Annotated in this window: 27 protein-coding genes; all 27 read right to left on the minus strand. The window is 43.4% G+C overall.

Translation table 11 applies throughout. The features are described from left to right. Positions 1–163 precede the first annotated feature (163 nt). The 27 genes from ABFY19_RS10190 to ABFY19_RS10320 all read right to left on the minus strand — a co-directional run bounded on the left by ABFY19_RS10190 (position 164) and on the right by ABFY19_RS10320 (position 25,465). Positions 164–1,153 (minus strand): inorganic phosphate transporter, encoded by a 990-nt coding sequence (locus ABFY19_RS10190; RefSeq protein ID WP_418790546.1) that lies wholly within the window; start codon positions 1,151–1,153, stop codon positions 164–166. Next, on the minus strand, positions 1,146–1,775 hold the full coding sequence (locus ABFY19_RS10195) for a DUF47 domain-containing protein (RefSeq protein ID WP_418790547.1): 630 nt from the start codon (positions 1,773–1,775) through the stop codon (positions 1,146–1,148). Before ABFY19_RS10195 ends, ABFY19_RS10190 begins: the two co-directional genes overlap by 8 nt. Positions 1,776–2,016: 241 nt before the next feature. After that, entirely contained in the window at positions 2,017–2,523 is a 507-nt protein-coding gene (nrdG, locus tag ABFY19_RS10200; RefSeq protein WP_418790548.1) for an anaerobic ribonucleoside-triphosphate reductase activating protein, read from the minus strand. A 3-nt stretch (positions 2,524–2,526) separates the two neighbouring features. Beyond that, a complete protein-coding gene (locus tag ABFY19_RS10205; RefSeq protein ID WP_418790549.1) occupies positions 2,527–2,973 on the minus strand; it encodes a deoxycytidylate deaminase in 447 nt (148 codons plus the stop codon). 36 nt (positions 2,974–3,009) lie between these two features. Further along, positions 3,010–5,064: an anaerobic ribonucleoside-triphosphate reductase gene (gene nrdD, locus ABFY19_RS10210; RefSeq protein WP_418792587.1), complete on the minus strand. Its 2,055-nt coding sequence runs from the start codon at positions 5,062–5,064 to the stop codon at positions 3,010–3,012. 95 nt (positions 5,065–5,159) lie between these two features. Continuing rightward, complete coding sequence (nrdR, locus tag ABFY19_RS10215) at positions 5,160–5,618, minus strand: transcriptional regulator NrdR (RefSeq protein ID WP_418790550.1); 459 nt, start codon at positions 5,616–5,618, stop codon at positions 5,160–5,162. Positions 5,619–5,816: 198 nt separating this feature from the next. Continuing rightward, positions 5,817–6,083 (minus strand): YlmC/YmxH family sporulation protein, encoded by a 267-nt coding sequence (locus ABFY19_RS10220; RefSeq protein WP_418790551.1) that lies wholly within the window; start codon positions 6,081–6,083, stop codon positions 5,817–5,819. Positions 6,084–6,151: 68 nt separating this feature from the next. Further along, a complete protein-coding gene (gene spoIIR, locus ABFY19_RS10225; protein WP_418790552.1) occupies positions 6,152–6,835 on the minus strand; it encodes a stage II sporulation protein R in 684 nt (227 codons plus the stop codon). Between the two features lie 16 nt (positions 6,836–6,851). Then, positions 6,852–7,625, minus strand: a complete 774-nt coding sequence (sigG, locus tag ABFY19_RS10230; RefSeq protein ID WP_418790553.1) for an RNA polymerase sporulation sigma factor SigG — start codon at positions 7,623–7,625, stop codon at positions 6,852–6,854. 152 nt (positions 7,626–7,777) lie between these two features. Beyond that, positions 7,778–8,023, minus strand: a complete 246-nt coding sequence (locus tag ABFY19_RS10235; protein WP_418790554.1) for an AzlD domain-containing protein — start codon at positions 8,021–8,023, stop codon at positions 7,778–7,780. A 44-nt stretch (positions 8,024–8,067) separates the two neighbouring features. Further along, a complete protein-coding gene (locus tag ABFY19_RS10240) occupies positions 8,068–8,760 on the minus strand; it encodes an AzlC family ABC transporter permease (RefSeq protein ID WP_418790555.1) in 693 nt (230 codons plus the stop codon). 9 nt (positions 8,761–8,769) lie between these two features. Next, positions 8,770–9,483: an RNA polymerase sporulation sigma factor SigE gene (gene sigE, locus ABFY19_RS10245; RefSeq protein ID WP_418792588.1), complete on the minus strand. Its 714-nt coding sequence runs from the start codon at positions 9,481–9,483 to the stop codon at positions 8,770–8,772. Between the two features lie 34 nt (positions 9,484–9,517). Beyond that, a complete protein-coding gene (locus ABFY19_RS10250; protein ID WP_418790556.1) occupies positions 9,518–10,450 on the minus strand; it encodes a sigma-E processing peptidase SpoIIGA in 933 nt (310 codons plus the stop codon). A gap of 92 nt (positions 10,451–10,542) precedes the next feature. Next, positions 10,543–10,944: a type VII toxin-antitoxin system MntA family adenylyltransferase antitoxin gene (gene mntA / locus ABFY19_RS10255; RefSeq protein ID WP_418790557.1), complete on the minus strand. Its 402-nt coding sequence runs from the start codon at positions 10,942–10,944 to the stop codon at positions 10,543–10,545. Between the two features lie 129 nt (positions 10,945–11,073). Continuing rightward, positions 11,074–12,117, minus strand: coding sequence for a cell division protein FtsZ (ftsZ, locus tag ABFY19_RS10260; RefSeq protein ID WP_418790558.1), 1,044 nt, complete (start codon positions 12,115–12,117; stop codon positions 11,074–11,076). Between the two features lie 156 nt (positions 12,118–12,273). Continuing rightward, positions 12,274–12,600, minus strand: coding sequence for a small basic family protein (locus ABFY19_RS10265; protein ID WP_418790559.1), 327 nt, complete (start codon positions 12,598–12,600; stop codon positions 12,274–12,276). Between the two features lie 20 nt (positions 12,601–12,620). Next, positions 12,621–13,334, minus strand: a complete 714-nt coding sequence (locus tag ABFY19_RS10270; RefSeq protein ID WP_418790560.1) for a DUF881 domain-containing protein — start codon at positions 13,332–13,334, stop codon at positions 12,621–12,623. 28 nt (positions 13,335–13,362) lie between these two features. After that, positions 13,363–13,989 (minus strand): cell division protein FtsQ/DivIB, encoded by a 627-nt coding sequence (locus tag ABFY19_RS10275; protein ID WP_418790561.1) that lies wholly within the window; start codon positions 13,987–13,989, stop codon positions 13,363–13,365. Positions 13,990–14,225: 236 nt separating this feature from the next. Next, on the minus strand, positions 14,226–15,482 hold the full coding sequence (gene murA / locus ABFY19_RS10280; protein ID WP_418790562.1) for a UDP-N-acetylglucosamine 1-carboxyvinyltransferase: 1,257 nt from the start codon (positions 15,480–15,482) through the stop codon (positions 14,226–14,228). Between the two features lie 21 nt (positions 15,483–15,503). Next, complete coding sequence (gene murB, locus ABFY19_RS10285) at positions 15,504–16,412, minus strand: UDP-N-acetylmuramate dehydrogenase (RefSeq protein ID WP_418790563.1); 909 nt, start codon at positions 16,410–16,412, stop codon at positions 15,504–15,506. A 3-nt stretch (positions 16,413–16,415) separates the two neighbouring features. Then, the gene (murC, locus tag ABFY19_RS10290) at positions 16,416–17,792 is read right to left on the minus strand and encodes a UDP-N-acetylmuramate--L-alanine ligase (protein ID WP_418790564.1); all 1,377 of its coding nucleotides are present in this window, start codon (positions 17,790–17,792) and stop codon (positions 16,416–16,418) included. A gap of 116 nt (positions 17,793–17,908) precedes the next feature. Continuing rightward, complete coding sequence (murG, locus tag ABFY19_RS10295) at positions 17,909–19,021, minus strand: undecaprenyldiphospho-muramoylpentapeptide beta-N-acetylglucosaminyltransferase (protein WP_418790565.1); 1,113 nt, start codon at positions 19,019–19,021, stop codon at positions 17,909–17,911. Between the two features lie 34 nt (positions 19,022–19,055). Continuing rightward, positions 19,056–20,159 (minus strand): stage V sporulation protein E, encoded by a 1,104-nt coding sequence (gene spoVE, locus ABFY19_RS10300; protein WP_418790566.1) that lies wholly within the window; start codon positions 20,157–20,159, stop codon positions 19,056–19,058. 6 nt (positions 20,160–20,165) lie between these two features. Further along, positions 20,166–21,557 carry a UDP-N-acetylmuramoyl-L-alanine--D-glutamate ligase gene (gene murD, locus ABFY19_RS10305; RefSeq protein WP_418790567.1) on the minus strand — a complete coding sequence of 464 codons (1,392 nt, stop codon included), beginning with the start codon at positions 21,555–21,557 and terminating at the stop codon, positions 20,166–20,168. A 17-nt stretch (positions 21,558–21,574) separates the two neighbouring features. Next, the gene (gene mraY, locus ABFY19_RS10310) at positions 21,575–22,546 is read right to left on the minus strand and encodes a phospho-N-acetylmuramoyl-pentapeptide-transferase (protein ID WP_418790568.1); all 972 of its coding nucleotides are present in this window, start codon (positions 22,544–22,546) and stop codon (positions 21,575–21,577) included. A gap of 19 nt (positions 22,547–22,565) precedes the next feature. Next, on the minus strand, positions 22,566–23,948 hold the full coding sequence (locus ABFY19_RS10315; protein WP_418790569.1) for a UDP-N-acetylmuramoyl-tripeptide--D-alanyl-D-alanine ligase: 1,383 nt from the start codon (positions 23,946–23,948) through the stop codon (positions 22,566–22,568). A gap of 32 nt (positions 23,949–23,980) precedes the next feature. Then, positions 23,981–25,465 carry a UDP-N-acetylmuramoyl-L-alanyl-D-glutamate--2,6-diaminopimelate ligase gene (locus ABFY19_RS10320; protein WP_418790570.1) on the minus strand — a complete coding sequence of 495 codons (1,485 nt, stop codon included), beginning with the start codon at positions 25,463–25,465 and terminating at the stop codon, positions 23,981–23,983. Positions 25,466–25,493: the final 28 nt, after the last annotated feature.

Below are 25,493 nucleotides of genomic sequence, written 5' to 3' on the forward strand. Positions count from 1 at the left end.
CACCTTAAGTATAAAGGATATTACTATTAGGAATAAGGGGGAAAAATCATCCAACTTTACCGGCAAACACCATACTATAGAATATCGGAGTTATTTAATCTGTGGGTAAGTATCCCAGCAGTTTATTTTTGTGCCAATTTTTTCTAATACTTATTCAAAGATATCAAAATATATCAATTAGAAAAAATAAAATTCCAGCAACCAAGGCGGATAACGGAGCCGTCATAAACCAAGCATTTACAATACTTCGGGCCACATTCCAGCGAACTGCGGACATGCGCTTAGTAGCCCCCACTCCCATTATAGATGAAGAGATAACATGAGTCGTACTAACAGGCTTACCAAACAAAGAAGCTCCTATAATAACCAAAGCCGCTGATGCTTCAGCAGCAAATCCATGAACCGGTTCAAGCTTGATAATCCTAGAACCCATGGTTTTTATGATTCGCCAACCGCCAACAGATGTACCCAGAGCCATTGCAGTGGCACAGGCTATGACAACCCATAATTCTACACGAAACTCTTTAATAATCCCGGCTGATAGCAGTGCTGCAGTAATTATACCCATGGATTTCTGGGCATCATTAGAGCCATGGCTGAACGCCATAAAAGCAGCTGATGCTATTTGCAGCTTAGAAAAATATCTGTTTACAGTACCCGGTGCGACGTTACACATCAGGAAATAAATTAAGCGCATCACAATAAAAGCAATAAAAAAGCCAACAATTGGTGAGGCGATAAGAGGTATAAATATTTTTTCCACCAGCCCTTTATAATTAAGTACAGCAAATCCCTGGCTGGCAACAACGGCTCCGGCTACCCCTCCAATTAAAGCATGAGAAGAACTGCTGGGCAGGGCATAATACCATGTCAACAAGTTCCATATTATCGCTCCTGCCAATCCGGCTATTAAAACCTTATTATTAATTAATTGAGGACTTACAATGCCGCTTCCGATTGTATGAGCTACCTCTGTGCTGACCAGTGCGCCAAAAAAGTTAAGGACTGCAGCCATAATTATAGCCTTACTTGGACTGAGTACCTTGGTAGAAACGGAAGTTGCAATAGCATTGGCCGTGTCATGAAATCCGTTAATAAAATCAAAGGCTAGAGCCAACATGATGACAATTGCTATAACCAGCAAATCAGACATATTTAATCACAACTCCACGAATTAATTTACCAATTTTTTCACATCTGTCCAAAGCTGTTTCCAACTGTTCATAAACCTCTTTCCACTTCATTACATAAATGGCATTCTCGGAGTTCTTAAACAAATCGGCAACCCCATAACGGTATATCCGGTCACCCTCAGATTCATATTTTTGAATCTCATAACAAATTTCCATAATCTGTACTGTATTTGTCTTCATTTTCTTCAAGTATGAAACGGCTTCCACAACCTTTTCGGTAGCCCGGACAAAAATATTAACCAAATCCCTGAATTTCCTATCAGGTCTCCCTGATTCGTATATTACCATTTTTTCTACAGTGCTGCACACCGAATCGAGGACCTCATCAAGTTCCTTGGCCATGTTGTAGATATCTTCCCTATCAAAGGGAGTCATGAAAGTCTCATTAAGCTTATCCACAATCTCATCGGTAACCTTGTCCCCTTTTTGCTCCAGAACTATCAGTTCATTAAGCCTTTCTTCCATCGTTTCATATTTGGCCATCATATCCTGGAGCAACACTGCACCCTGAAGCAGAATATTAGCTGCTTCCTCGAAGAGTTCAAAGAACCTGTCATCAGTCTGTTTGAATCTTCTAAACATCGTTCTTGTCTCCTTTTTAGTTATTTCATGGAAAGAACTACATTGATAACTCAAAACCACTCTCAACCAATGTACTATTCCGAGTTGAAAATGTTGGAACCCAAATTTATCTTTTTCGACTGTTTTTTTCATATTCCTTTTTATTCAATGTTAAGTTTATGTTAAATGCAACTATTAAGAAAAAAAAATGCCCTGCTTCCCTAGTAAGAAACAAGGGCATTTTGAAACATTATGTGATAATCTATTCAAAAACAGCAATAACAACTTCTGCGGTTTGCAGTGATTTCCGGACATCAATTATCCTTTGGTTTGCAGAACCCCTAAATGGCAAGGTTAAGTCCTTCTTGGCCTCCATGTAAGGCCCGTCCACCAGATAATCTGAAATTTCAATAAGTTCCCTTACTGCGGGAGCATCTTCGCTTATTTTAAACAATTCCTCCCATGTATATCCGGTATATGTCATTATATCAAGGCCCTTTTGCCGAACCTTTTTCCCTAACCGGACAAAAGCAGTGGCCTGCATAAAAGGCTCCCCACCTGAAAAAGTAACCCCTTTTGCTAATTTTGTTTTTTCTATAAGATTGAGGATCTCGTTTTCTTCCATATCATATCCGCCTGCCGGATCAAGGGCTGCCGGGTTGTGACACCCCTTACAGAACCTTGGACATCCCTGGGCAAAAACTACAATCCTGATCCCGGGCCCATCTACAACCGATTCCTCAATTATGCCTGCAACTCTTATCTTCATAAATTATTCCTTATACCTAACCAGGTCGATTAGTGCTTCATCAGCAACCTTTTGTGCCAGTTCGTCGGGATACTCACCCTTATAAATCACTTTATCTACCCCAGCGCTAATCAGCAGCTTTATGCATGATATGCACGGCTGAATCGTAACATACACGGTTGCCCCTTCAAGGCTGTCACCATGCATAGCCGCCTGGGCCACCACATTAGCCTCGGCATGTACCGCCCAGCATAATTCATGCCTTTCACCGGAAGGTATTTTCATTTCCTCCCTAATACAGCCTCTTTTGTCACAGTGCGTTACACCTGATGGGGCGCCATTATAACCGGTACAAACAATCTTCCTGTTTTTCACCGCAACAGCACCTACTTTTCGCCTGAGACACGTTGACCTGGTAGCCACCAGTTCGGCAATATCCATAAAATATTGATGCCACGAAGGTCTTGACATGGAAAAGTACCTCCTCTTTATCTTTATATCCAATAATTACTCCCGCTCGAGCAGGCTGTGGCACACCCGGTCGCGAAGTTCAGCTTGTTTAGCATCATTAAATCTTTCGACAGTACTCAAATAACCTGTAATCCTCCGAACACGCTTAATGTCAATTGAATCACACATGGGACAGTCGTCTTTATTAATAACACCTGTATAATTACAACTCATACAATAATCCACTGGGAAGTTAATTCCTGCATAACCTATATCTGAATCTTTCATATGCCTTAAAACTGCTTCAATAGCTTCCAAATTATGTATCGGCGGCGATGGAAACTCCACATAAGTGATATGACCCGCATTGCAGTATTGATGATACTTCCCCTCTATAGAAATTTTATCAAAAATACTCATTTTATGACCTACCGGAATATGGAAGGAATTACTGTAATATTCTCCATCAGTAACACCGGGAATTGCTCCGAATTCCTTACGGTCAAGGCGAATAAACCTGCCTGATAAGCCTTCCGCCGGAGTAGCTAAAAGGGTGTAGTTAAGCTTGTACTCCTGAGTAGCCTGATCCATTTTTTTGCGCATAAATTCAACAATCTGCAGTCCCAGTTCATCAGCCTCGGAGGAACTGCCATGATGTTTGCCAACCAATGCCTTGAGAGTTTCCGCAAGCCCGATGAAACCAACTGATAATGTCCCGTGTTTGATAACTTCCTCAATAGTATCATTGGGTTTCAGGCCCCTGGAATTTATGTAAATGCCCTGCCCCATAAGGAATGGCATATCCTTTACCTTAAGACTGGCCTGAACGGTGAACCTATGATAAAGTTGCTTTATGGATAAATCAAGTAATTTATCAAGCTCTTTATAGAACTTATTAATATTAGTGCCTGATTTAATCGCTATTCTGGGGAGGTTAATTGTAGTAAAGGAAAGATTGCCGCGGCCTTCAGAAATCTCTGGGCCGTTTATATTTCCAATAACCCTGGTACGACATCCCATATAACTGACTTCTGTACCATAATTCCGGTTGAATGTTGAATCCATAAAGCTAAAAGTTGGGTTAAGCCTTCTTGATGCAACTCTAATAGCCAGTTTAAAGAGGTCATAGTTGGGATCCTCTTCATTGAGATTGATGCCTTCCTTCACCCTGAAAATGATATTTGGGAATATCGGGTTTTCGCCCCTGCCAAGCCCTTTCTCATAAGCCAAAAGTAAATTTTTGACCACCTTGCGGGCTTCAGGTGAAGTATCTGTGCCAATATTGAGGCTGGAAAAGGGTACCTGAGCCCCTGCCCTTGAATGCATACTGTTAAGGTTATAAATAAAGGCCTCCATCGCCTGGTAAGTTTCGTTTTCATCAGCATCACGGACAAACTGGGCAATATCAGTATCAAAAAAGGGAAATGCCTGTCCACCGTGCATATCATTCTGTGAACTCTGAAGAATTATCGCTGCTAAAGCAGTCGCTGATGCAGGTCTCTTGGGAGGTCTAATATAACCATGCCCGTTATCAAATCCCTGATTTAAAATTTCCCCCAAAGGAATCTGGACACAAGTCAATGTTTTGCCATAGAAATCGAGGTCATGGATATGAATATCCCCATTGGTATGGGCATAGGCCTGATCTTCAGGGATAAGCCTTGAAAGGTAATACTTTTTGCTGGCAGCACTTGCTATCTGAAGCATTTTAGCTGATGGAGAGTTACTGACATTAGCATTTTCCCTGTTTGTTTCTACTAGTATTTCTTCAACTGCATCCATTAATTCCGACTTCGCATCTCTAATCCTGGTCCTGCTTGCCCGGTACAGTATATATGCCTTGGCCGTCTTGGCATGGCCCTTCTCAATAAGAACCTTTTCAACACAGTCCTGAACATCTTCAACAGAAAAAATATTATCATTAAATTTTTGGCGCAAATGCCTGAGTACTTCAAGAGTCAATTCCATAGCAAGGGTCCGGTCTTCTCCGCCTACAGACTGTGCTGCTTTAAAAATAGCATCAGTAATTTTGCTTTCATGAAATTCCGCCAGTCTTCCGTCTCTTTTCCTAATTGCTGCAAACCCTCCTGTCCGGGCAGAGCGCAGTTCCATCAGATTGGTCGTTGTCAAACTATCTTTCTCAAGAATCATTTACTAATCCTCCCTATGCTATTTTGTGAATTTTGCTTAAGTCCTTGTTCCTATTGCTAAGTCTTCTTTAATAGTAATTTCTCCAGTTCATCAATAAAGCTGTTGATATCTTGAAACTGCCTATAAACTGAGGCAAACCTTACATAAGCGACTTCATCCGTTTTTCGAAGCCTGTCCATAACAAGTTCGCCTATTTGTTCGGAGCCAACCTCACTATCCATTCTGTTTTTAATTTCCTTCTCAATATCATTCACAATTTGTTCCATCTGGTGAATCGAAATTGACCTTTTTTCGGCGGCTTTAATAATTCCTCCAAGAATTTTGGACCTGTCAAACACTTCCCTTCTTCCGTCTTTTTTAACAACAATAAGTGGAATTTCGTCTATCTTTTCATAAGTGGTAAACCTCCGGCCACAATCTGTGCATTCCCTTCTTCTCCTGATAGCATTACCATCATCTGCAGGTCGAGAATCCAGAACCTTACTTTCTATGAAACCGCAAAAAGGACATTTCATATAATCACCCTAAAAATCATTATATTTAATATCAAAAAACCCACAATATATAGCGTACATTTTTATTATAGGATACTATATCTAGTGAGTCAAGGTAAATAATCCCATAACGGAAAGATTAAATATTCGAAAAATAACAGAAATTTTACGCCAAAAAAAAATGGCCCCCTTATATCAATAAGGCAGTCATTTTTTTCCTCAATATGCTTCACCACTAGTAGTATCCATATAATCTGAAAGTTCGACAAGTATGACATCCAGTCCAAGTTTCTTAATTTTGTGCCAAGGTATTACCACATCATCATTTCTGCCCAGAAAACTAAAAACCCTTCCATTCCCAGGCAATACAACTGACCTTATGTGGCCTGCTTCAAGGTCAATTTCAATGTCTTTTATAAGGCCGAGTTTCTTGCCATTTAAAACATTGATAACTTCACGCATTCTTAAATCCGAGATTTTGACCATTCAGTCTTCCACCTCCCATTAACATTATATGAAGGAGGTTGTCAGAATGTGCAGGCATTTTTTTGTTTCTACTTAAATATTCTATCAAACAATTCAACTATTTTATACCTTACTTTTATGTTTTGATGATTATAAACTGCAGATGCCGTAACCAGCTGCGGGTCAGAAAAACCGGTCTCCGGTTCCGGGGCCCCCAATGACCTGGAAACGTCTACAAAGCACAATGGCGGAAAAAGAACACACCACCAGTTTGCTCCCTGGCCATGACCTATAACAACTTTTACGGCCTCATAGTTTCCGGCCCCGAGTGTTATATCTCCGTAAGTCTTCACCGGGAACTCAAAATTACCCATCTGAACACTGACAGGATACTCCTCTCCCCATGCCTTTACTTCCTTTCTGGCAATAGATGCTATTTTCCCAAGGTTTGCTTGGGCAATTTCTCTGGCCTCATCCAAGTTTTTAGCCTTACTAAATTCAGGGGTCATCTCCATTACAATAAGGTCCCTGACTTTTCTTTTTAATTCCTGGTCGCGGTCACTGTCACTATTGGCAATGACATGAAACCTGATAAGATTATGTTGATTATATGCCTCAACATAAATGTCTGCCGGCTTTGTTCCGGAATCTGCCCTGGCTGTTATTTCGGTGTCAATAACAGCTAGAGTCAGCATCACGGCCGTTGCAACCACTGCTGTTACCGTTATTAAAACCCCGCCGGCTTTTGTAAAGTTATTAAAGTTACTCCGCATAATTATTCCTCCAGTCTTACATATGTTTTCTCATGTGTTTGAGTGCTGCTTTTTCTAAACGGGATACCTGTGCCTGTGAAATCCCTATTTCTTCGGCTACCTCCATCTGAGTCTTTCCCTCAAAAAACCTTAGGGATAGAATTAATTTTTCCCGGTCACTGAGTTTACGCATGGCTTCCCTTACAGAAATTCCTTCAAGCCAGTTTCTATCCTGGTTTTTTTCATCACTTATCTGGTCCATTACAAATATCGGGTCACCCCCATCATGGTAGATGGGCTCAAATAAAGAGATAGGTTCCTGAATGGCATCAAGGGCAAAAACAACTTCTTCCCTGGGCATCTTGAGCTCACTGGCAATTTCATTTATTGAAGGTTCCCTGGAATGCCGGTTGACCAGGCTGTCCCTGACCTGCAGCGCCTTATAAGCAACATCCCTGAGTGAGCGGGAAACCCGTATAGGGTTGTTATCTCTTAAATAACGCCTTATTTCACCAATAATCATGGGTACGGCATAAGTTGAAAACTTAACATTTTGACCCAAATCAAAGTTGTCAATGGCCTTCATAAGTCCTATACAACCTACCTGAAACAAGTCGTCTACATATTCGCCTCTGTTAGTGAAACGCTGAATCACACTAAGTACCAACCTTAAGTTTCCGTTAATCAGCTTGGAACGCGCCTCTTTCTCACCGGCCTGCATAATTACAAATAACTCCCGCATTTCAGTGCTTGTCAATACTGGTAATTTCGATGTATTAACTCCACATATTTCTACTTTGTTTATCATCATCAGCATGACACCCTTTCCGGTTTAAGGTTGACAGTTCATTAGGATTATTGCCAAAAAAAAATAGGTTTATACACATGCATGTAACATCCTTAAAAAAGGATAAAAAAAACTAAGAAGGATGTCCACCCTTCTTAGCACTTTTAAACGCTCGTCTATACCTGCACCAAGGCCATTACAGCCATACCTGCCAATAAAGTCCACACAAGGCTGCGGGTCTTTATTGCAACTCCAAAAGCCGGAACTGCAGCCACTAAGTAACTGTTTGCAAAACTAATTGACAAACTGCTTTCAGGCATCAAAATTGCCGGCGCTATTATTGCCGCCAGGACAGCTGCCGGAACAAAGCTCAGCCACCAGATAATCGGTTCCGGTATCTTAAGCTTACTTAAAATGACCATTGGGAACATTCTGGGGAGGTAATTTACAATCGAGAGGCCTAGTATCAAAACATAGATTTTTGTCTGCAACGGCATATAATCACCCCAATCGTTGCTGCAATTACGGTGGCAGCAATAATATTGACACTGTTTCTAGTAAACATTGCCAATATTATGGAAACCATCCCCGAAATCACGGCAACCCAAAGAGTATTACGGTCTTTAACCTGCCATATAAGCAGGGCAATAAACATTGCGGGAAGCGCAAAATTGACCCCAAACCGGTTAATATCGGGAATCAGGTTGCCAACAGCTGCACCGAGTGCAGAATTTGCTGTCCACGAAAAGTGGGAAAAAATATTCACTCCTAAAATAAAATCCCGGTCTGCCTCTTCTTGATTAAATTCAGCCATGTTTAATGCAAAAGTTTCATCAGTAATCCCAAAAGCCAGCACTGCCTGAACTATACTTGGCATTTTCCTGACAAAAGGCGCCATAGAAGCACTAAAGAGCAAGTATCTCAGGTTAACCAGGAAATTGGTCAATAATATAGCAGAAATTCCAGCACCGGTACTTAGCAGACCAACTGCAATAAACTGACCTGAACCGGTAAATGAAGTGAGTGACATTAAAGCCGCCTGAATAACAGTAAGCCCCTTTTCCCTGGCAATTATGCCAAACGCCAGGCCAAGGGGCATATAACCAACCATTATAGGAAAAGACTTCTGTGCACCTTTAAAAAAGTTTGCCTTGCTCATTGTATCATCCTACTCCATACGGTGGATTTCTTTACGCAGTCTTTTGAGTATCCTTTTTTCCAATCGTGATATGTATGATTGAGAGATTCCCAACATGTCGGCAACTTCTTTCTGAGTCTTTTCTGCTCCATCAGTCAAGCCAAAACGAAGTTCCATAATCCTGCGCTCGCGACCATTAAGCTTATGCAGGGCAAGATTGAGAAGTTTTTTATCAACTTCCTCTTCTAAGCATTTATAAATAATGTCATTATCAGTCCCCAGGACATCTGACAATAAGAGCTCATTGCCATCCCAGTCAATATTTAATGGTTCATCAAAAGAAACCTCTGACCTTGTTTTACTATTTCTTCTTAGATACATCAGAATTTCGTTTTCAATGCACCGTGAAGCATAAGTTGCCAATTTTATCTTTTTTTCCGGATCAAAGGTATTTACAGCTTTTATCAAGCCTATAGTCCCGATTGAGACCAAATCCTCTATCCCGATACCGGTATTCTCAAACTTTCTAGCAATATATACCACTAACCTGAGATTGCGTTCTATGAGAACACTCTTTACTGTTTTATCACCCAATTCCAGCCTGGAAATAAGGAATACTTCCTCATCTATAGACAATGGGGGCGGCAAAGCCTCGCTGCTGCCGACATAATGAACTTCTGAGGTTAACCCGAGTTTCAAGAACAACCTGAGTAGTTTTAACCTTACAAGCCACTTAAACCGCATAAACCTGTTCAAATCACTAAAACCTCCTCTTTTTTCAGGCTGTCATAATGTCAAGCGCTTCCGGATGCAGAAGCGCCTTATAGGAGCCTTCGGGACTCAACTGCCGGTTATATATTCCCACTATCACCTTTTTGATGCTGACAGGTTTGCTTCCATCCCATATCTCAACACGATCCGGGCAAAACCCTATCAACATACCGTGTTCTTTTCCCAGGGAACAGAATGGAATGACCCTAAACCTGGTAACCCATGGAGTATTGGATAGGGAATCCAAAGCCAACATCAAATCAGGGTCATTGCTATTTTCGAAGGCCAAGCGGACCTCTGCAGGAAATAGATTTTTGAGTACACCGTACTCAACCACTATTACAGGAATCTTACTTAACGGATCTTGCAGTTGGTTTCCAGTGTCTATCAGCGCTTCGACGGTAACCTCAGAATCACCAAACAGTAATTTCATAGTTACCCGGAAAAGGTCCCGGACCATTCTGTTATGTATAATTCTTCCGGCATACCGGGTTAGCAGCAAGTATAAACCCACTGTTACTGCTAATCCAGGCAAAAAATAAGCGGCCACCAACCGGGAAAGCTCGGCAATCCGGACATAATACGGACTTGTTCCAAAAGAATAGAGAACACCCAGAAACAAACCTCCCAGAGAAAAAGAAACAATATAGAAGACTGTAATGGAAGAAACAAACCTTTTTAGTCCAAGAGGCGCAAATACTACAGCAAACATTATTACTGAAAACGCTGCTTTAAACCAAAGTGAATACAAAACCCCCATCTGTGGAAAAGCAGCCGCACCTGAATAAACTGCGCCGGTCAGGGCTCCGGCAGCTATCCTCGGCCATTGGACGGTAAACTTACTAACCCTGGCTGTCCCCCACAGTATTAGTCCATTCATAAGAAAGCTGACAGCAAAAGCAACGTCCGGATAGACATATACTACCTTTTGGACCTCCATTTGGCCACCACCGTATTATATAATTTCATAGTTACATTGTATGTTAGTTCTTTAGGGCATATGACAAATTTACCTTAAGCAAGTTTCCTTCATTATACAATGCACTGATATAGAAATTTGTCAAATAACAGTATCGCATATAAGAAAATCATTCGCCTTTTTTTGCAGGTCAAGCCATAGAGAGAACATTTTTTGCAATAAAAAGTGACAGATATATTCCCTTCAGAGATAGCCTTAAACTGAAGGTTAAGAGAAGCCCTGTTTAAATTCACCAAATCGACCCGGTCTGTTCCCAGAAACCTGGTTAAATCATCCAGATATGCGGCTTCCTTAGAAATATCAATCCTTTTATCGAATAATACAGCAAAGTCTATATCGCTTAAATCTGTCTGGTTGCTTGTACCATAGGAGCCAAATAAAAAAACCGTTAAGATCTCAGGACTTCCTGAAAAAAGCTTCGCTAAATTCTTAACTTTTTCTTCTAACTCAAGCATTTAAAGCCGCCTCCCACTTTATCCTTATTGTGCCAACCATATACCGGCTAGTCAATAAACAGATATTGTCGAAGCTAAACAAAAAACTGCCAGCTTCTTGCAAGCTGGCAGCTCAATTATTTGTAAGTCTTATTTCCGGCGCAGAAATGCCGGAATATCGAGGTCATCAGTCGCAAATGGTTTTATGTCAAGTTCTGAATTAATTTCTTTACGACTAAATTTCTGGTCAAAGCCCGTAGCTATAACGGTTACCCTGACTTCCTGTTCCATTGATTCGTCAATTACAGCGCCAAATATAATGTTTGCTTCGGGGTCAGCAGCCTGAGCTATAATTTCTGCAGCCTCATTGACTTCAAATAGAGATAATTCTGAACCGCCGGTGATGTTCAGCAGTACGCCTCTAGCCCCTTCGATTGATGTTTCCAGAAGTGGACTGGAGATAGCCGATTCAGCAGCCTCTGAAGCCCTTTTCTCACCTGAAGCCAAACCAATTCCCATTAGGGCTGACCCTGTTTCAGTCATAATTGTCTTAACATCGGCAAAGTCCAAATTGATGAGGCCGGGTACCGCAATTAGGTCAGATATGCCCTGAACGCCCTGGCGAAGGACATCATCAGCAATCCTAAAAGCTTCCACAATAGAAGTGTGTTTGTCAATTACCTGAAGCAACCTGTCATTTGGAATAGTAATCAGGGTATCAACCTTGTTTTTTAAATTGGAGATGCCGCCTTCAGCTTGTGTCAGGCGCTTCCTTCCCTCAAAGGTGAATGGTTTCGTCACCACCCCAACAGTAAGGGCTCCTATTTCCTTAGCCACTTCAGCAACAATAGGAGCAGCTCCGGTTCCGGTTCCACCACCCATGCCTGCTGTAACAAATACCATGTCAGCCCCATTAAGAGCCTTGGCTAACTCTTCCCTGCTCTCCTCGGCTGCCTTTTGCCCAATCTCGGGATTGGCTCCGGCACCGAGTCCTTTTGTCAGTTTAGATCCAATCTGAATTTTATTTGGAGCTTCAGACATATACAAGGCCTGAGCATCAGTGTTTACGGTGATAAACTCAACACCTTTCAGCCCTGCTGTAATCATCCTGTTGACCGCATTTCCACCGCCGCCGCCAACACCAATTACCTTTATATTGGCAAACTGGTCCATATCAATTTCAAATTCAAGCATTAAAATTTTGACCTCCTTTTAAAGCATATGAACCCCAGATATGTTTCAAAAACCCGAACCAGAAAAATCCATAAATCTATATTTACTCCTGTATAACTTTAAATGGTAAAATTCCACATGGAACTTAAATTCCCTCTTTTTGAATTTTAATTTTTTCTACTTTTTTAAAATGTGCCTTCTTATAATTGCAAGGTTTTGGAATATCCTTACCCCGAAGGCAAAAATGGCCGCAGTGTAAAGCGCCACCCCAATTCTTTCCCCAATATATGCTAGTCCGGCAGCCAACAAGGTGTTACTGAAAAAGCCCGTAATAAAGATAGTATCATCAAACTTTTTTTCCATTCCGGCCCTGATTCCCCCGAAGACTGAATCCAGTGCGGCAAGCACCGCCACCGACATATACTGGGCATAAGCCTGAGGCAAAGAAGGTGCCTGAATCCCTATGATAATCCCGATTATCAAACCTAATAAAGGTAACCACACTCTAATACACCCTCTCTCAATCATTCACCTAGACTACTGTCATCCAGCACTCTAGTATAATTAAATGTCACCGGCCCTGTATAACCCGGAATGGTAATATTGTCTTTTATATCTACCAGTGCCACCAGACCCCAGTATTTGAGCTGTTCAAATATACCCCCTTTAATTTCAAGCCCGCTTTTAAGGGTATCCGGATTCCCGGTTGCCAGAATGATAATCGGGGGCACTATTTTTTTTGTGTTCACCAAAATTGTATTGCCTGCACACCTGATCTCTGAAGTGGCCAGTATTCTTTGACCGTTTATGGATATAGCTTCAGCTCCTCCGGCACGTAATTCATTAACAACTTTAAGGAGGTCCTCTTCATGAAGTATATACAGGTTAGGGTCTTCGCCCGGTTGTATTTGTTTAGGGCTGTCATCCAATTTCACCTCGACACCGTTGCCTTGAACAGGCAGAACTCCTGCTTGCATCCTAGACTTTGCCAATTCATCCCTGATTGCTTGACCGGCATTTCCTCCGGCAGTTACCTTGTTAAGTTTGGTCCGCAGGTCTGCAACTTCAATGATAAGAGAATCCCGTTCTTCTTTAACTTCTTTGAGCCTGGTAGTAAGTTCCTGTATTCGCGCACTCGGCACATTCTGCTCAACTTGCTTAGTCGTCCGCACTTGTACGGCAATCATCATTCCCAGAAAAAGGAGCACAATAGCTAATGAAATCTGTCCTCTTTTCAATACTGCATCCCTTACCTTTCAAATATAGTTAGCTGTCAGAGACAAACTTAATAACCGGACTACCCTTGTAACTTATGTCAATATACTGAATCTTATTATCGTATTTTTGTCTTATTACCTCCTGATATAAATTAATCTTTTCCATAATCCGGTTTTTATCACCAAACCTGACTTCAGCTTTGTCCATTGTGTACATACGGATGTTATTGAGATCAGATACATTTAACTCTGAAACTGCAGCTCTTAGGTTAACCGGCATTGCCTTCAGGTAGTCAAGAGCCACCGCCAGTTTTTCTCCCGGTATCTTTTGCCCTGGAGCCAGTGATTTCAGCTCTTCCCCTGTAATAATAGGCAGATTTGTTTGACCCGGGCTGCTTTCCTTGATTAGGCAGTAACCGTCACTGCTGATTACCGCAAAGCTATCCGTACAATAAACCAAAGCCGCCTGTTCGCGTTCTGTTATGTCAATAATAATTGTTGCCGGAAAATCCCTGATAATCTGTACTGCCTTTATCATGGGATGCATACCAACCTTGCTCTCTGCCTGCTTTAAATTAACCTTAAATATATTGAGACCACTCGATAATCCGCTTAAAGATACCACTTCAGCAGTGCTGAACACTTTATTTCCCTTGACAGCAATTTCTTTTACCATAAAAAAAGAAGACTGCAGGAAAAAAAATACAGCCAGACAACAGATAAAAATAAAAAAAAGGCCCTGTATAACATGCCGCCGTCCGCTATTATTGTGAGAGTTACCCATTGAATAAAGACTTGGCACTTGTATCACCTCTATTTTTTATTATACCAAACTACAGCCAAAAAATATATCAGGTTGTTAAAAAACTTGTCCCCCAATGAACTAAAAAAAGCAGCCTTAGCTGCATTAAGTCAGATGCCATTAACCCTCATAATTCTTGCTCCCAGTAAACTAAGTTTGCGTTCCAGGTGTTCATAACCCCTGTCTATGTGCCAGACATTTTCTATTACGGTAGCATCTTCAGCAATTAACCCTGCTAATACCAAGGCGGCCCCGGCCCTCAGGTCAGTAACCTCTACAAAGGTACCGCTCAATTGAGGTATCCCCTTAACTATAGCCACCCTGCCCTCTATTTTAATATCAGCACCCATCCGCCGCAGTTCGTCAACATGTTTGTACCTGTTTTCAAACACAGCCTCGGAAACCACTCCAGTACCTTGGGCGACAGTCATCAAGACCATCATCTGGGCCTGCATATCTGTCGGGAACCCAGGATACGGCAGGGTTTTCAGATCTACCGATTTTAGCCTGGACGGTCCTGTAACCCTGATATTATCTTCAGCGACCTCCACTCTTGCTCCGGCCTCCCTGAGTTTAGCTATCACTGCTTCCACATGCTCAGGAATTACATTCTGGATAATAACATCTCCACCGGTAACCGCAGCAGCAATCATATAAGTACCTGCCTCCACACGATCCGGAATAACAGTATGGTCGGCGGAACCCAACTCAGTAGGTCCTTCTATTTTGATCAAGTCGGTTCCGGCGCCTCTGACCCTGGCACCAAGACTGTTCAGGAAATTCTGCAGGTCAACCAGTTCAGGTTCTTTGGCGGCATTTCGGATAATAGTCTGCCCTTTGGCTTGTGTTGCAGCCATCATAAGGTTTTCAGTAGCCCCCACACTGGGAAAGTCTAAATGGAGTTCAGTACCTGTCAGAGAATCTGTCTCAGCTATTATATAACCATGCTTTTCCGTTATTGATGCTCCCATGGCTGCGAATCCTTTAAGATGCAGGTCCATGGGCCTGGAACCGATGGCACACCCACCTGGATATGCAGCCTTAACCTTGCCAAACCTACCCAGCAGAGGACCCATTACCAGATTGGATGCCCTCATTTTACGCATCAGGTCTTCTGAAATTTCCAAGCTGCTGACTTTACTGCCATCTACGGTAACTATGCTGCCATCACACTTTATCCGGGCCCCAAGATATTTAAGCACCTCTTTCATCACCTGGACATCAAGGAGGGCCGGAACTTCATGGATAACACTTACACCCTTGGTGAGCAAACTGGCTGCCAGAATAGGAAGGATAGCATTCTTAGCGCCGCTTGCCCTGACACTCCCTTTAAGCCGCTTACCTCCGATTACAATGAACTTCTCCACTTGGTCACCTCCAGATTCAGGTTATTCACCTGCCACCCGGATCTCCAGTTCAAGCTCTACATTATATTTCTGCATTACAAGGTTCTTTATCCGGGTTATCAACTCCAATATATCTTCGGCTTTAGCCATACCCAGATTAACAATAAAATTAGCATGTTTTTCTGAAACCATGGCATCACCTATTCTCATTCCCTTACACCCGGCATTTTCGATAAGCCACCCGGCCCATTGACCGGGGGGATTGGCAAAAACACTGCCGGCAGTAGGATATTCCAGAGGCTGTGAACGTCTTCTTTTCTCAAGATTGATTTTGTTTGCAGACATTATCTCTTCAGGTTCTCCCCGTTTCAGGTCAAAATCCGCAGTCAATATTACAAAATTTTTGCTTGCTATACAACTTTTCCTGTAATTAAAACCAATATCTTCTTTTCCCAATAAAATATCGTTCCCATCACCTGTCAGAGCCGCAACCCTTAATACAATATCAGCCATACTCTTTCCGTGGGCTCCCGCATTCATGGCTACCGCACCACCCACAGAAGCCGGAATTCCGGCTGCAAACTCCATACCGGTTAAACCGGCTCGCGCAGCCCTTACGGACACATTAGGTATAAGCGCACCTGCTTCAGCTGTAATCACTGTTCCCTTAACCTTGATCTCATTAAATCCCCGGGAAATCTTAAGAACTATCCCCCGTATACCCCCATCCCTGACCAGCATGTTGGAACCGTTCCCCATAACTGTCAGCGGAAGGCCCTGTTCAACGGCAAATTGCCGGGTTATCCTGATGTCTTCGATACAAGAAGGCAGCACCATAATATCTGCCGGACCACCAACCTGCCAGGAAGTATGTTTCTTCATGCTTTCTTGGCTGATAATTTCTCCTTGAACTAATTTACCCAAGCACTGCGTAATGTCCTGAAGGTCCATACCTTACCTCGCTTTCAACATTTCAACCAACTGCATACCGACAGTCCGGATATTACCTGCCCCCATAGTTAAAATTAGGTCTCCGGGGTTAGCCGTCCGATACAAGAAATCAGTAATTTCTTCAAGTGTCCGGAAATAATACACCTGCCTGCGCTCATGCTCACTGATTGCATTAACTATCAAATCCGTGGTAACACCTGGAACAGGTGGCTCTCCGGCAGCATAAATTTCGTTTATTATAATCACATCTGCATTAGAAAATGCTTTGCCAAACTCCCTGTAGAGCTGCCCTGTCCTAGAATACCTATGAGGTTGAAAAACCCCTATGACACGATGGGATTCTATCTGTTTAGCCGCACTTAAAGTGGCTTTCACCTCCGTTGGATGGTGGGCATAATCATCAACAACCCGAATACCATCAACTTCTCCCAACAATTCAAATCTCCGGTGTGGTCCTTTAAAGTTTTTCAGTGCTCCCGCAACTGCCTCAAAATCAAGGCCTGCTGTCCAGCCTACTGCAATTGCGGCCATGGCATTATTTATATTATGCAAACCGGGTACATTAAGTTCCAAAACCCCAAGTCTCTCGTCACCGCAAAATATTTCCGCATACGTATTCACACCCCTGGTTCGTATATCTTTGGCCGAATACAGAGCAGGTTTTTCGATACCATAAGTTATCAATCTTTCATCTTTTACGGCAGCAATGTCCGCAAGGAGTGGGTCATCTGCACATACAACAAGATAGCCGTCAGGGGGAACTTTAGCCGCAAATTTATCAAACGCCTCTTTGATGGCTTCCTTGCTTCCATAGTAGTCCAAATGATCATCCTCTATGTTGGTAATCACCTCAACAAAGGGGGATAACAATAAAAACGAACCATCACTTTCATCCGCTTCGGCTACAAGGTATTCTCCTGACCCCAGTTTGGCATTGCCCCCAAGTTCGGTAATATCACCCCCGACAACTATTGTTGGATCCAAGTCGTTCCTCTCAAATACGAGAGCTATCATGGAGCTGGTTGTTGTTTTCCCATGGGCCCCGGCAACAGCAATCCCTTTTTTATCAGCCATCAGCCGGGCAAGCATCTCTCCTCTTTTTACTACCTCTATACCCCGGCGGTTAGCCTCCTGCAGTTCGGGGTTATTTTCCCTGATAGCCGAAGAGATCACCACCAAATCAGTATCCTGTCCTATATTTGCACTATCATGTCCAAAGAAAATCTGGGCGCCCATATTTATTAACCGGGAAGTGGGTTCACCCTTTTTTAAATCCGACCCACTTACATAGTATCCCTGCTGCAGTAAAATCGTAGCAATTCCGCTCATGCCGGAACCGCCTATTCCAATAAAATGAATATTCCCGTAACCGGTTTCCAACAGTTTTCACTCCTCCCTGTAATACCTATTTCATATTATGCATTGTAATTTTTTATTGTGCCATATAGCGGGCTAAGCCTGTCCACCACTACCAAAAAAGAAAAAAGTTTAATAAATTATTTCCTACTAATATCAATTATAATTTGCACAATATGCTTTAACGCTCCGGGTTTACCCAGGCTGCGCGACTTTTTAGCCATTTCGGCAAGTACATGCCTCTCTGAAATCAAATTATATATAATATCCCACAACACTTTGCCTGCAAGGTTACTGTCCGGAATCATCACTGCCGCCCCATTTCTAACCAATGCTTCAGCATTAAATTCCTGGTGGTTCCCGGAAGCATATGGGTATGGTATCAGGACAGCCGGCAGCCCCCGGACAGTTATCTCAGCTATTGATGCAGCCCCGGCCCGGCATATAACCAGGTCTGCAGCTGCCAGGGCTTCATCAATATTATACAAATAAGGGGTAACAGTAACATTCCCACACCCTGCAAGGTCTATTCCCCTATCCCTGAAGTCACCCAATATCTCATCATAACCGGTTTGTCCTGTTACCAGCACCAGCTGTATATCTTGCTTCCCCAAAACCTGTACAGCCACATCCAGGGCTGCCTTGTTTATGCTCCGGGCCCCGCGGCTGCCGCCTAAAATCAGGACAGTAAACCGCTCCCCATCAAGCCCCAGTGCTTTAATACCCGCTTCCCGCTGCGCAATAATAATCTCCGGTCTTACCGGAAGTCCGGTAACCTTGATATCAGCTTTGCAACTAAAATACTTCCTGGATTCTGGAAATGTAGCCGCAACTATTGTGACCAGACTTGATAAAAGCTTATTGGTTATACCGGGATATGCATTCTGTTCATGAATAAGGGTCGGTATTTTTAGCAGCACCGCCGCACTAATAACGGGAGCACAGACATAACCTCCGGTGCCCACTACAACATTTGGCTGAAACCTCTTCAAAATGCGGTAAGCATCAAAAAACCCCTTGACGGCACTAAAGAAAGTTTTAAATATCCGCCAGGATACTTTCCGTCTTAGGGCTTCAGCTGTAATTACTTCAAAATCGAACCCTTCACGTGGTACAATATCTGCTTCCAACCCTTTAGCCGTCCCCAAAAACAAGATTTCTGCCGCAGGGTTTATTTCCATTAAACCTCTGGCTATGGCCAAGGCGGGGTAAATATGCCCACCTGTGCCGCCGCCGGAAAGAACTATCCGCACTGCCTCTCCTCCCCATTTGTCGGGACTTATCAAATTATCGTGAAGAAATATACCGTGAAATATTCAAAAGAATCCCCACACCTATCAGTGTAAAGACAAGAGATGAACCCCCAAAACTCAGCAGAGGCAGCGGTATCCCTGTAATCGGCAGAGAACCGGTAACAACCCCTATATTAATAATGGCCTGAAGGGCAATCATAGATGTAAGACCTACCGCAAGCAAACTGGCAAAAGGATCTTGAGTACTCAGGGCAATTTTAAAACCCCTCCATACAAAAACCAGGAACAGAAGAATTACAAACGCTCCTCCAAAAAACCCTAATTCCTCACCCAAAACAGCAAATATAAAATCCGTATGCTGCTCAGGGAGATAAAAAAACTTCTGGTGGCTCTGTCCCAGGCCCAGACCAAATAACCCTCCGGAGCCAATCGCATACAATGACTGTATTATATGAAACCCTGTTCCACGCGGGTCTGCCCATGGGTCCAAAAAGGCAAGGAACCGGCTCATCCGGTATGGTTCCAGGATAATTGCCAGACCGACCGCCGCCAGCCCTGCCATAGCAAGGTAAAATAGGTGTTTACCCCTTGCCCCTGCGGCAAACAGCATTATATATACAGTCCCGGCAAGAGATACAGCTGTTCCCAAATCAGGCTGCAGTAAAATCAATATACATGCCGCAGCCAGAATTGCCAGGTATGGAAGCATTCCTGAGGTGAACTGCTTGATGCGGCTGCGGTTCTTAGTCAAACCATATGACATAAAAATTACCAGAGATAGTTTGATTACCTCTGAAGGCTGAATTCTCATAGACCCGACTCCCAGCCATCGCTGGGCACCCTTAACACTGGTCCCAATACCGGGAAGCACTACAGCAATAAGAAGTATAAAGGCCAGTATTAAAAAAAGAACTGCCCATTTCTTGTATTTCCAATAATCAATTTTCATCACCAGGGCCATTGCGGTAATTCCTATCAAAGCCCATAACGCCTGTTTTTTCAGGTAATAAAAAGTATCGTCAAGTTTCTCATAAGCAGTAACCTGACTGGCGCTATAAACCATGACCACACCAATACCCAGCAATAAAACAACAGCACCAAACAAGAGAATATCAGGCGACTTTTTCCGAGGATACAAAGAGTATTACCTCCTTAAACTGAGTACAATCTCTTTAAATCTTTCTCCCCGCTCCTCGAAGTTTCTGAACATATCCCAACTGGCACAGGCCGGTGACAAAAGCACTATTTCCCCGGCCCTGGCTTCTGCCGCAGCCATCCTGACAGCATCATCAAAACTTTTAGCCTCAAGGATTTGTGTGAAGCCGGTCTCACTAACAGCTTGACACAGTTCCTCACTGCATTCTCCAAAGACTATCAGACTGCGCACATTTTCCTTAACTCTCCGGGCAAACTCACTGAAATCACTGCCCTTATTCCTGCCGCCGGCCAGGAGTACTATAGGTTCATCATAAGCTTCGAGGGCCTTTATTGAGGCATCGGGATTTGTTCCCTTAGAATCATTGATAAACCTGATCCCATCAAACTCGGCAACAGGTTCCAGCCGGTGCGCCACTCCCTGGAAGCTTTTTAGGGTCATCCCGATAACTTTTGCCGGAACACCCATTACATAAGCGGCAGCAGTTGCTGCCAGTGCGTTTTCCAGGTTATGTGCCCCCCTGATAAAAACTTCTTTGACCAAACAAACCGGTTCGGCATTTTCGCCGAATGCTGCCATAATTTGCCCGTCCTCAACAAATATTCCTTCTTTTAGCTTATGCCTCCGGCTGAAAAATATTACTTTTCCCGAAGTCTGTTCACTTAACGCGGCAACTCCAGGGTCGTCATAATTAAGTACTGTATAATCCGTTACGTCCTGGTTCTCATATATCCTGGCCTTAGCAGCCGTATAATTTTCCATTGTACCATGCCTATCCAGATGGTCAGGTGTAAAATTAAGAATAACAGCTACTTTGGGCCGGAATTCCTTAATACACTCAAGCTGAAAACTGGACACTTCAGCTACAATAATATCTTTAAAACCGTACTTATCCACTTCCAGCACCAGGGGCAGACCTATGTTGCCGCCAACACAGACACGCCTGCCGGCTTTCCTGAAAATCTCCCCGGCAAGTGATGTCGTGGTTGTTTTCCCATTTGTCCCTGTTACAGCAACAATAGGAGATGCCGCAAACCAGTAAGCCAGTTCCAGTTCACCATAAATAGGAATACCCAAATCAAACGCTCGCTCCAAAGGAGGTATGTTCAGCGGGACACCCGGGCTGACCACCAAAAAGTCGTAATCACCGGCCCCGAACTCCGGATATTCTCCAGCAATAATTTCAACAGTTTCCGGCACCTGGTCAAGGATATCGTTCAGTTCCTCCCTGGTTTTTTTATCGGTAAGTACTACACCGGCTCCTTTCCCGGCAAGAAAGGCAGCAGCAGCAATACCGCTCCTAGCCATCCCCACCACCAACACCTTAATATTTTCCCATTCACTTATATCCCATTTTCTTCTCATTCTTCCAGCTCTCATTCTGTTCAGTTTCTCGGTCAGCCAATATTATGCATTCCTAATAGTCCTATAGCAGCACTAATTAAGGCAGCCAGCCAAAACACCCTGACTACTTTCTGTTCCCGCCAACCCTTTAGCTCAAAATGATGGTGCAGCGGACTCATCAGGAAAACTCTTTTCCCGGTAGTCTTAAAAGATAAAACTTGTATCATAACTGATAGTATTTCAGCAACGTACAGGAATCCTATCAGTGGAATAAACAATTCCATCCTGGTGATTACAGCCATTGATGCCAAAGCCCCTCCCAGCGCCATGGAACCGGTATCACCCATAAAGACACGAGCCGGATGGGTATTGTATCTCAAAAAACCCAGACAGCCACCAACCAGTGATGCCCCGAATACTGCTACCCCATGAAGACCTGTCATAATTGCAGCCAGAATAAATGCCAACATTGATATTGACACCGATCCTGCAGCCAGTCCGTCAAGACCATCCGTAAAATTGACCGCATTAACAGTCCCGGGAATTACTATTAAAGATGTAAATAATATATACCAAACCGGATTAATATCAAACCTGTACCCCGAAAAAGGAATAACCAGCTCTGTCCCCCTGCCAAGGAAAAACACAGCAGCCAGTGACACTATGATGGCCACTCCCAACTGTCCGGCCAGCTTTTCACGGGCCCTCAGTCCCAGTGACCTCCTCAAAACCACTTTTATATAATCATCAACAAATCCTATCATTCCATATGCCAGGGTAGTCACCAGGACCAGAAATACCTGACCTGTTTTAGGTGCGAAAACCAATGTGCCTACAACAGCCCCAGCTAAGAACAGCACTCCGCCCATAGTAGGTGTGCCGGCCTTTTGAAAATGCCTCTTTGGTCCATCATCCCTTATATATTGCCCAAACTTCATCCGGTACAGCATAGGAATCAGCAGTAGCCCTGTTAAAAAACTGATTATCAAAGCCAACCCGAAACCATAAATAATTTCTTCCAACAAATTCTCCCCCCGGAACGTTTTATGTCATCTTAAGGAGATATTCCACAATACTCTCCATCTTAACCCCGCGCGAACCCTTAACAAGAACCACATCACCTTTCCGGACTACCTTGGCCAGAATTTCCCTGGTCTCCCCGGCGGTATTAAAACTTATAATCTCCGCAGGGGGATTTTCTGTCAGAGCAGCCCCCAGGGCTATTTCACGGGCTAATTCGCCAACTGTAACCAGTACCTCCACCTGCCTGTCCGCCGCCGTTTCACCAACCTCACGGTGTCCTTCATAAACCCGTGTGCCCAATTCATACATGTCTCCGAGGATAGCAATTTTTCTTTTGTCCCTGCCCATTTCAGCAAGAATTTCCAGTGCAGCCTTAACAGATACGGGATTAGCATTATAAGAATCATCAATCACCGTTGCTCTGGCGCCCTCAATAATTGATAGCCTCATAGATGTAAGCCTGGCATTCATAAGTCCATTTTTTATCTCACTGAGAGAAACCCCTGCCTCAAAGCCTACACAGACGGCAGCCAAAGCATTAAGGACATTGTGCCTGCCGGGAACATGAAGATCCAGGTCAATTTCCCCTTCAGGAGTCAGAGCTGTAAAGCTTATACTTCTACCCTCCGGACTCCTGATATCTTGAGCAGTAAACGGCATATCTCCATTAGTGCCGTAAAACACTACCCGTCCCTTGCATCTCCCTGCCTGATCACGAACCAATGGGTCATCCCCATTGAGTACTGCAAATCCTTCAATCTCGATATGATCAAGGATTTCACCCTTTGCCCTGGCTATATTGGCAACAGAGCCAAGCCTTTCCAGATGTGTTTCACCGATATTTGTAATTACAGCCCCATCAGGCTTAACAATCCCGGCCAGAAGGTCGATTTCCCCAAGCCCCCTCATACCCATCTCCAGCACAGCGGCACCATAATTATCATCCATTTTGAGAAGCGTCAGAGGCAGTCCAATGTGATTGTTCAAGTTACCCTCAGTCTTCAGCACAGCATACCTTTGTTCCAGAACAGCAGCAATCAAATCCTTTGTAGTGGTTTTTCCATTGCTTCCGGTAACCCCTATCACCAAGCCTCTAAATTGGCTCCTGTTATGTGCCGCCAGGTCCTGTAAAGCCTTAAGGGTATCCCTGACCAAGATGACCGGACCATGCCATGCTCCAGTATCAACCTCCCTGCTGACTATTACTCCGGCAGCTTTTTGGGAAATGGCGCTATCAATAAAATTGTGGGCATCAAAACGTTCACCCACTAACGCAATAAAGAGGTCTCCCTCATTAATCTGCCTGGTATCAGTGGATACCTGTTTAAATACAATACCCGGATCGCCCTGCAATATTTCCCCCGATACTGCTCCGGCAATTACTCCTGCAGTGAATTCATACATACAACATACACCTCTATTTACAATTATATCTCTTAATTATACTTTTTTAACATCTCCCTGGCAACCTCACGGTCATCAAAGTGGTTAACTTTATCATTAACTATCTGATAAGTCTCATGGCCTTTCCCGGCTATAAGGATTACATCTCCTGCTTCAGCCATTTTAACCGCACTTCCTATTGCTTCCCTGCGATCAGGGATAACAGAGTATTTTGACCTGTCAACCGCTTTCCTAACTCCTTCTTCTATCTGTGATATGATAAAAAACGGGTCTTCTGTTCTGGGGTTATCTGAAGTTAGGATAGAATAATCACTCAGCCGGGCAGATATTTCTCCCATAACCGGGCGCTTCGTCCGGTCCCGGTCGCCTCCGCAGCCAAAAACCGTGATGACCCGTCCTCGGGCAAACTCACGCGCAGCCCTAATGATGTTTTCCAGCCCGTCGGGAGTATGTGCATAATCAACAAGTACGCTAAACTCCTGCCCTTCAGAAACCTTTTCCATCCGCCCGGGGACACCCTTTACAGATTCCAGTGCCGTTTTTATCGAACCAAGCCCAATATCCCTGGAAACCCCTACCGCTAAAGCAGCCAGAGAATTATATATATTAAACATACCCGGTAAATTGATTTCCAAATACAAGTCTCCTTTTGGTGTTGCCACATCAAATGCTGCCCGGTCTGCCCTTAAATTAATATTAAATGCCTTGATATCACAATCATTTTTCACACCATAAGTCAAAATTCGCCCTTTGGTGGCTTCTATGATAGTTTTAGCACTGGGATCATCTGCATTAATAATAGCATATTTGGGTATTTTTTTCCTAATATTACTATCAAGAGCAGCAAACAGCTTTGCCTTAGCTTTTAAATAGTTCTCCATATTTCCATGAAAATCCAAGTGATCCTGGCTAACATTTGTAAAGACGGCATTGTCGAATTCCACACCCTCTGTACGACCAAGCTCCAGCGCATGGGAAGATACTTCCATAACGACATGGGTAACCCCGGTGTCAACCATCTCTTTCAAGAGCAGTTGGAGGTCCAGGGATTCCGGAGTAGTATTGGTGACTGGAAATACCTTTTTATCAATTTTATTAATAATGGTCCCGATAAGACCAACCTTATATCCTTCCTCCTCAAATATACGTTCAACAAGATATGTTGTAGTAGTCTTCCCATTTGTTCCTGTCACCCCAACCATAGTAAGTTTACGGGAAGGGTAATCATTCATGGCAGTACTCATTAATGCCAGTGCCTTTCGCGTATCCCGCACAATAACCAGGGGTACCCCCTCAGGGACTTCTACAGGTTTTTGTGCTATTACTGCGGTAGCGCCTTGCTCCAAAGCAGACGGAACATACTTATGGCCATCGCTTTTAAAGCCTTCCACGCAAACAAAGCCGCATCCCGGCACTACCTTTCTGGAATCATAGCTTAGACAGGACAGCATTGTATCAAGGTTCCCCTTCGTTTCTATAATATCCAGGTCTATTATTAAATCATATATACTTTTCATAGCAACCTCCAGCTAAAATATCATGCAT

The sequence above is a fragment of the Phosphitispora sp. TUW77 genome, assembly GCF_048453025.1.
GTDB lineage: Bacteria > Bacillota > Thermincolia > Thermincolales > UBA2595 > Phosphitispora.

Bases quoted from the DNA above. Each gene is read 5' to 3' on its own strand.
- ABFY19_RS10205 (WP_418790549.1), bottom strand. From the start codon at position 2,973: ATGTCAAGACCTTCGTGGCATCAATATTTTATGGATATTGCCGAACTG.
- ABFY19_RS10250 (WP_418790556.1), bottom strand. From the start codon at position 10,450: ATGGAGGTCCAAAAGGTAGTATATGTCTATCCGGACGTTGCTTTTGCT.
- sigG (WP_418790553.1), bottom strand. From the start codon at position 7,625: ATGATGATAAACAAAGTAGAAATATGTGGAGTTAATACATCGAAATTA.
- murD (WP_418790567.1), bottom strand. From the start codon at position 21,557: ATGAGAGCTGGAAGAATGAGAAGAAAATGGGATATAAGTGAATGGGAA.
- murB (WP_418790563.1), bottom strand. From the start codon at position 16,412: ATGGACCTTCAGGACATTACGCAGTGCTTGGGTAAATTAGTTCAAGGA.
- ABFY19_RS10235 (WP_418790554.1), bottom strand. From the start codon at position 8,023: ATGGTCATTTTAAGTAAGCTTAAGATACCGGAACCGATTATCTGGTGG.
- nrdR (WP_418790550.1), bottom strand. From the start codon at position 5,618: ATGAAATGTCCTTTTTGCGGTTTCATAGAAAGTAAGGTTCTGGATTCT.
- ABFY19_RS10320 (WP_418790570.1), bottom strand. From the start codon at position 25,465: ATGAAAAGTATATATGATTTAATAATAGACCTGGATATTATAGAAACG.
- mntA (WP_418790557.1), bottom strand. From the start codon at position 10,944: ATGCTTGAGTTAGAAGAAAAAGTTAAGAATTTAGCGAAGCTTTTTTCA.
- nrdG (WP_418790548.1), bottom strand. From the start codon at position 2,523: ATGAAGATAAGAGTTGCAGGCATAATTGAGGAATCGGTTGTAGATGGG.
- ABFY19_RS10220 (WP_418790551.1), bottom strand. From the start codon at position 6,083: ATGGTCAAAATCTCGGATTTAAGAATGCGTGAAGTTATCAATGTTTTA.
- ABFY19_RS10190 (WP_418790546.1), bottom strand. From the start codon at position 1,153: ATGTCTGATTTGCTGGTTATAGCAATTGTCATCATGTTGGCTCTAGCC.
- ftsZ (WP_418790558.1), bottom strand. From the start codon at position 12,117: ATGCTTGAATTTGAAATTGATATGGACCAGTTTGCCAATATAAAGGTA.
- ABFY19_RS10240 (WP_418790555.1), bottom strand. From the start codon at position 8,760: ATGAGCAAGGCAAACTTTTTTAAAGGTGCACAGAAGTCTTTTCCTATA.
- ABFY19_RS10275 (WP_418790561.1), bottom strand. From the start codon at position 13,989: ATGGTAAAAGAAATTGCTGTCAAGGGAAATAAAGTGTTCAGCACTGCT.
- spoIIR (WP_418790552.1), bottom strand. From the start codon at position 6,835: ATGCGGAGTAACTTTAATAACTTTACAAAAGCCGGCGGGGTTTTAATA.
- ABFY19_RS10315 (WP_418790569.1), bottom strand. From the start codon at position 23,948: ATGTATGAATTCACTGCAGGAGTAATTGCCGGAGCAGTATCGGGGGAA.
- nrdD (WP_418792587.1), bottom strand. From the start codon at position 5,064: ATGGAACTGCGCTCTGCCCGGACAGGAGGGTTTGCAGCAATTAGGAAA.
- sigE (WP_418792588.1), bottom strand. From the start codon at position 9,483: ATGCGGTTTAAGTGGCTTGTAAGGTTAAAACTACTCAGGTTGTTCTTG.
- ABFY19_RS10195 (WP_418790547.1), bottom strand. From the start codon at position 1,775: ATGTTTAGAAGATTCAAACAGACTGATGACAGGTTCTTTGAACTCTTC.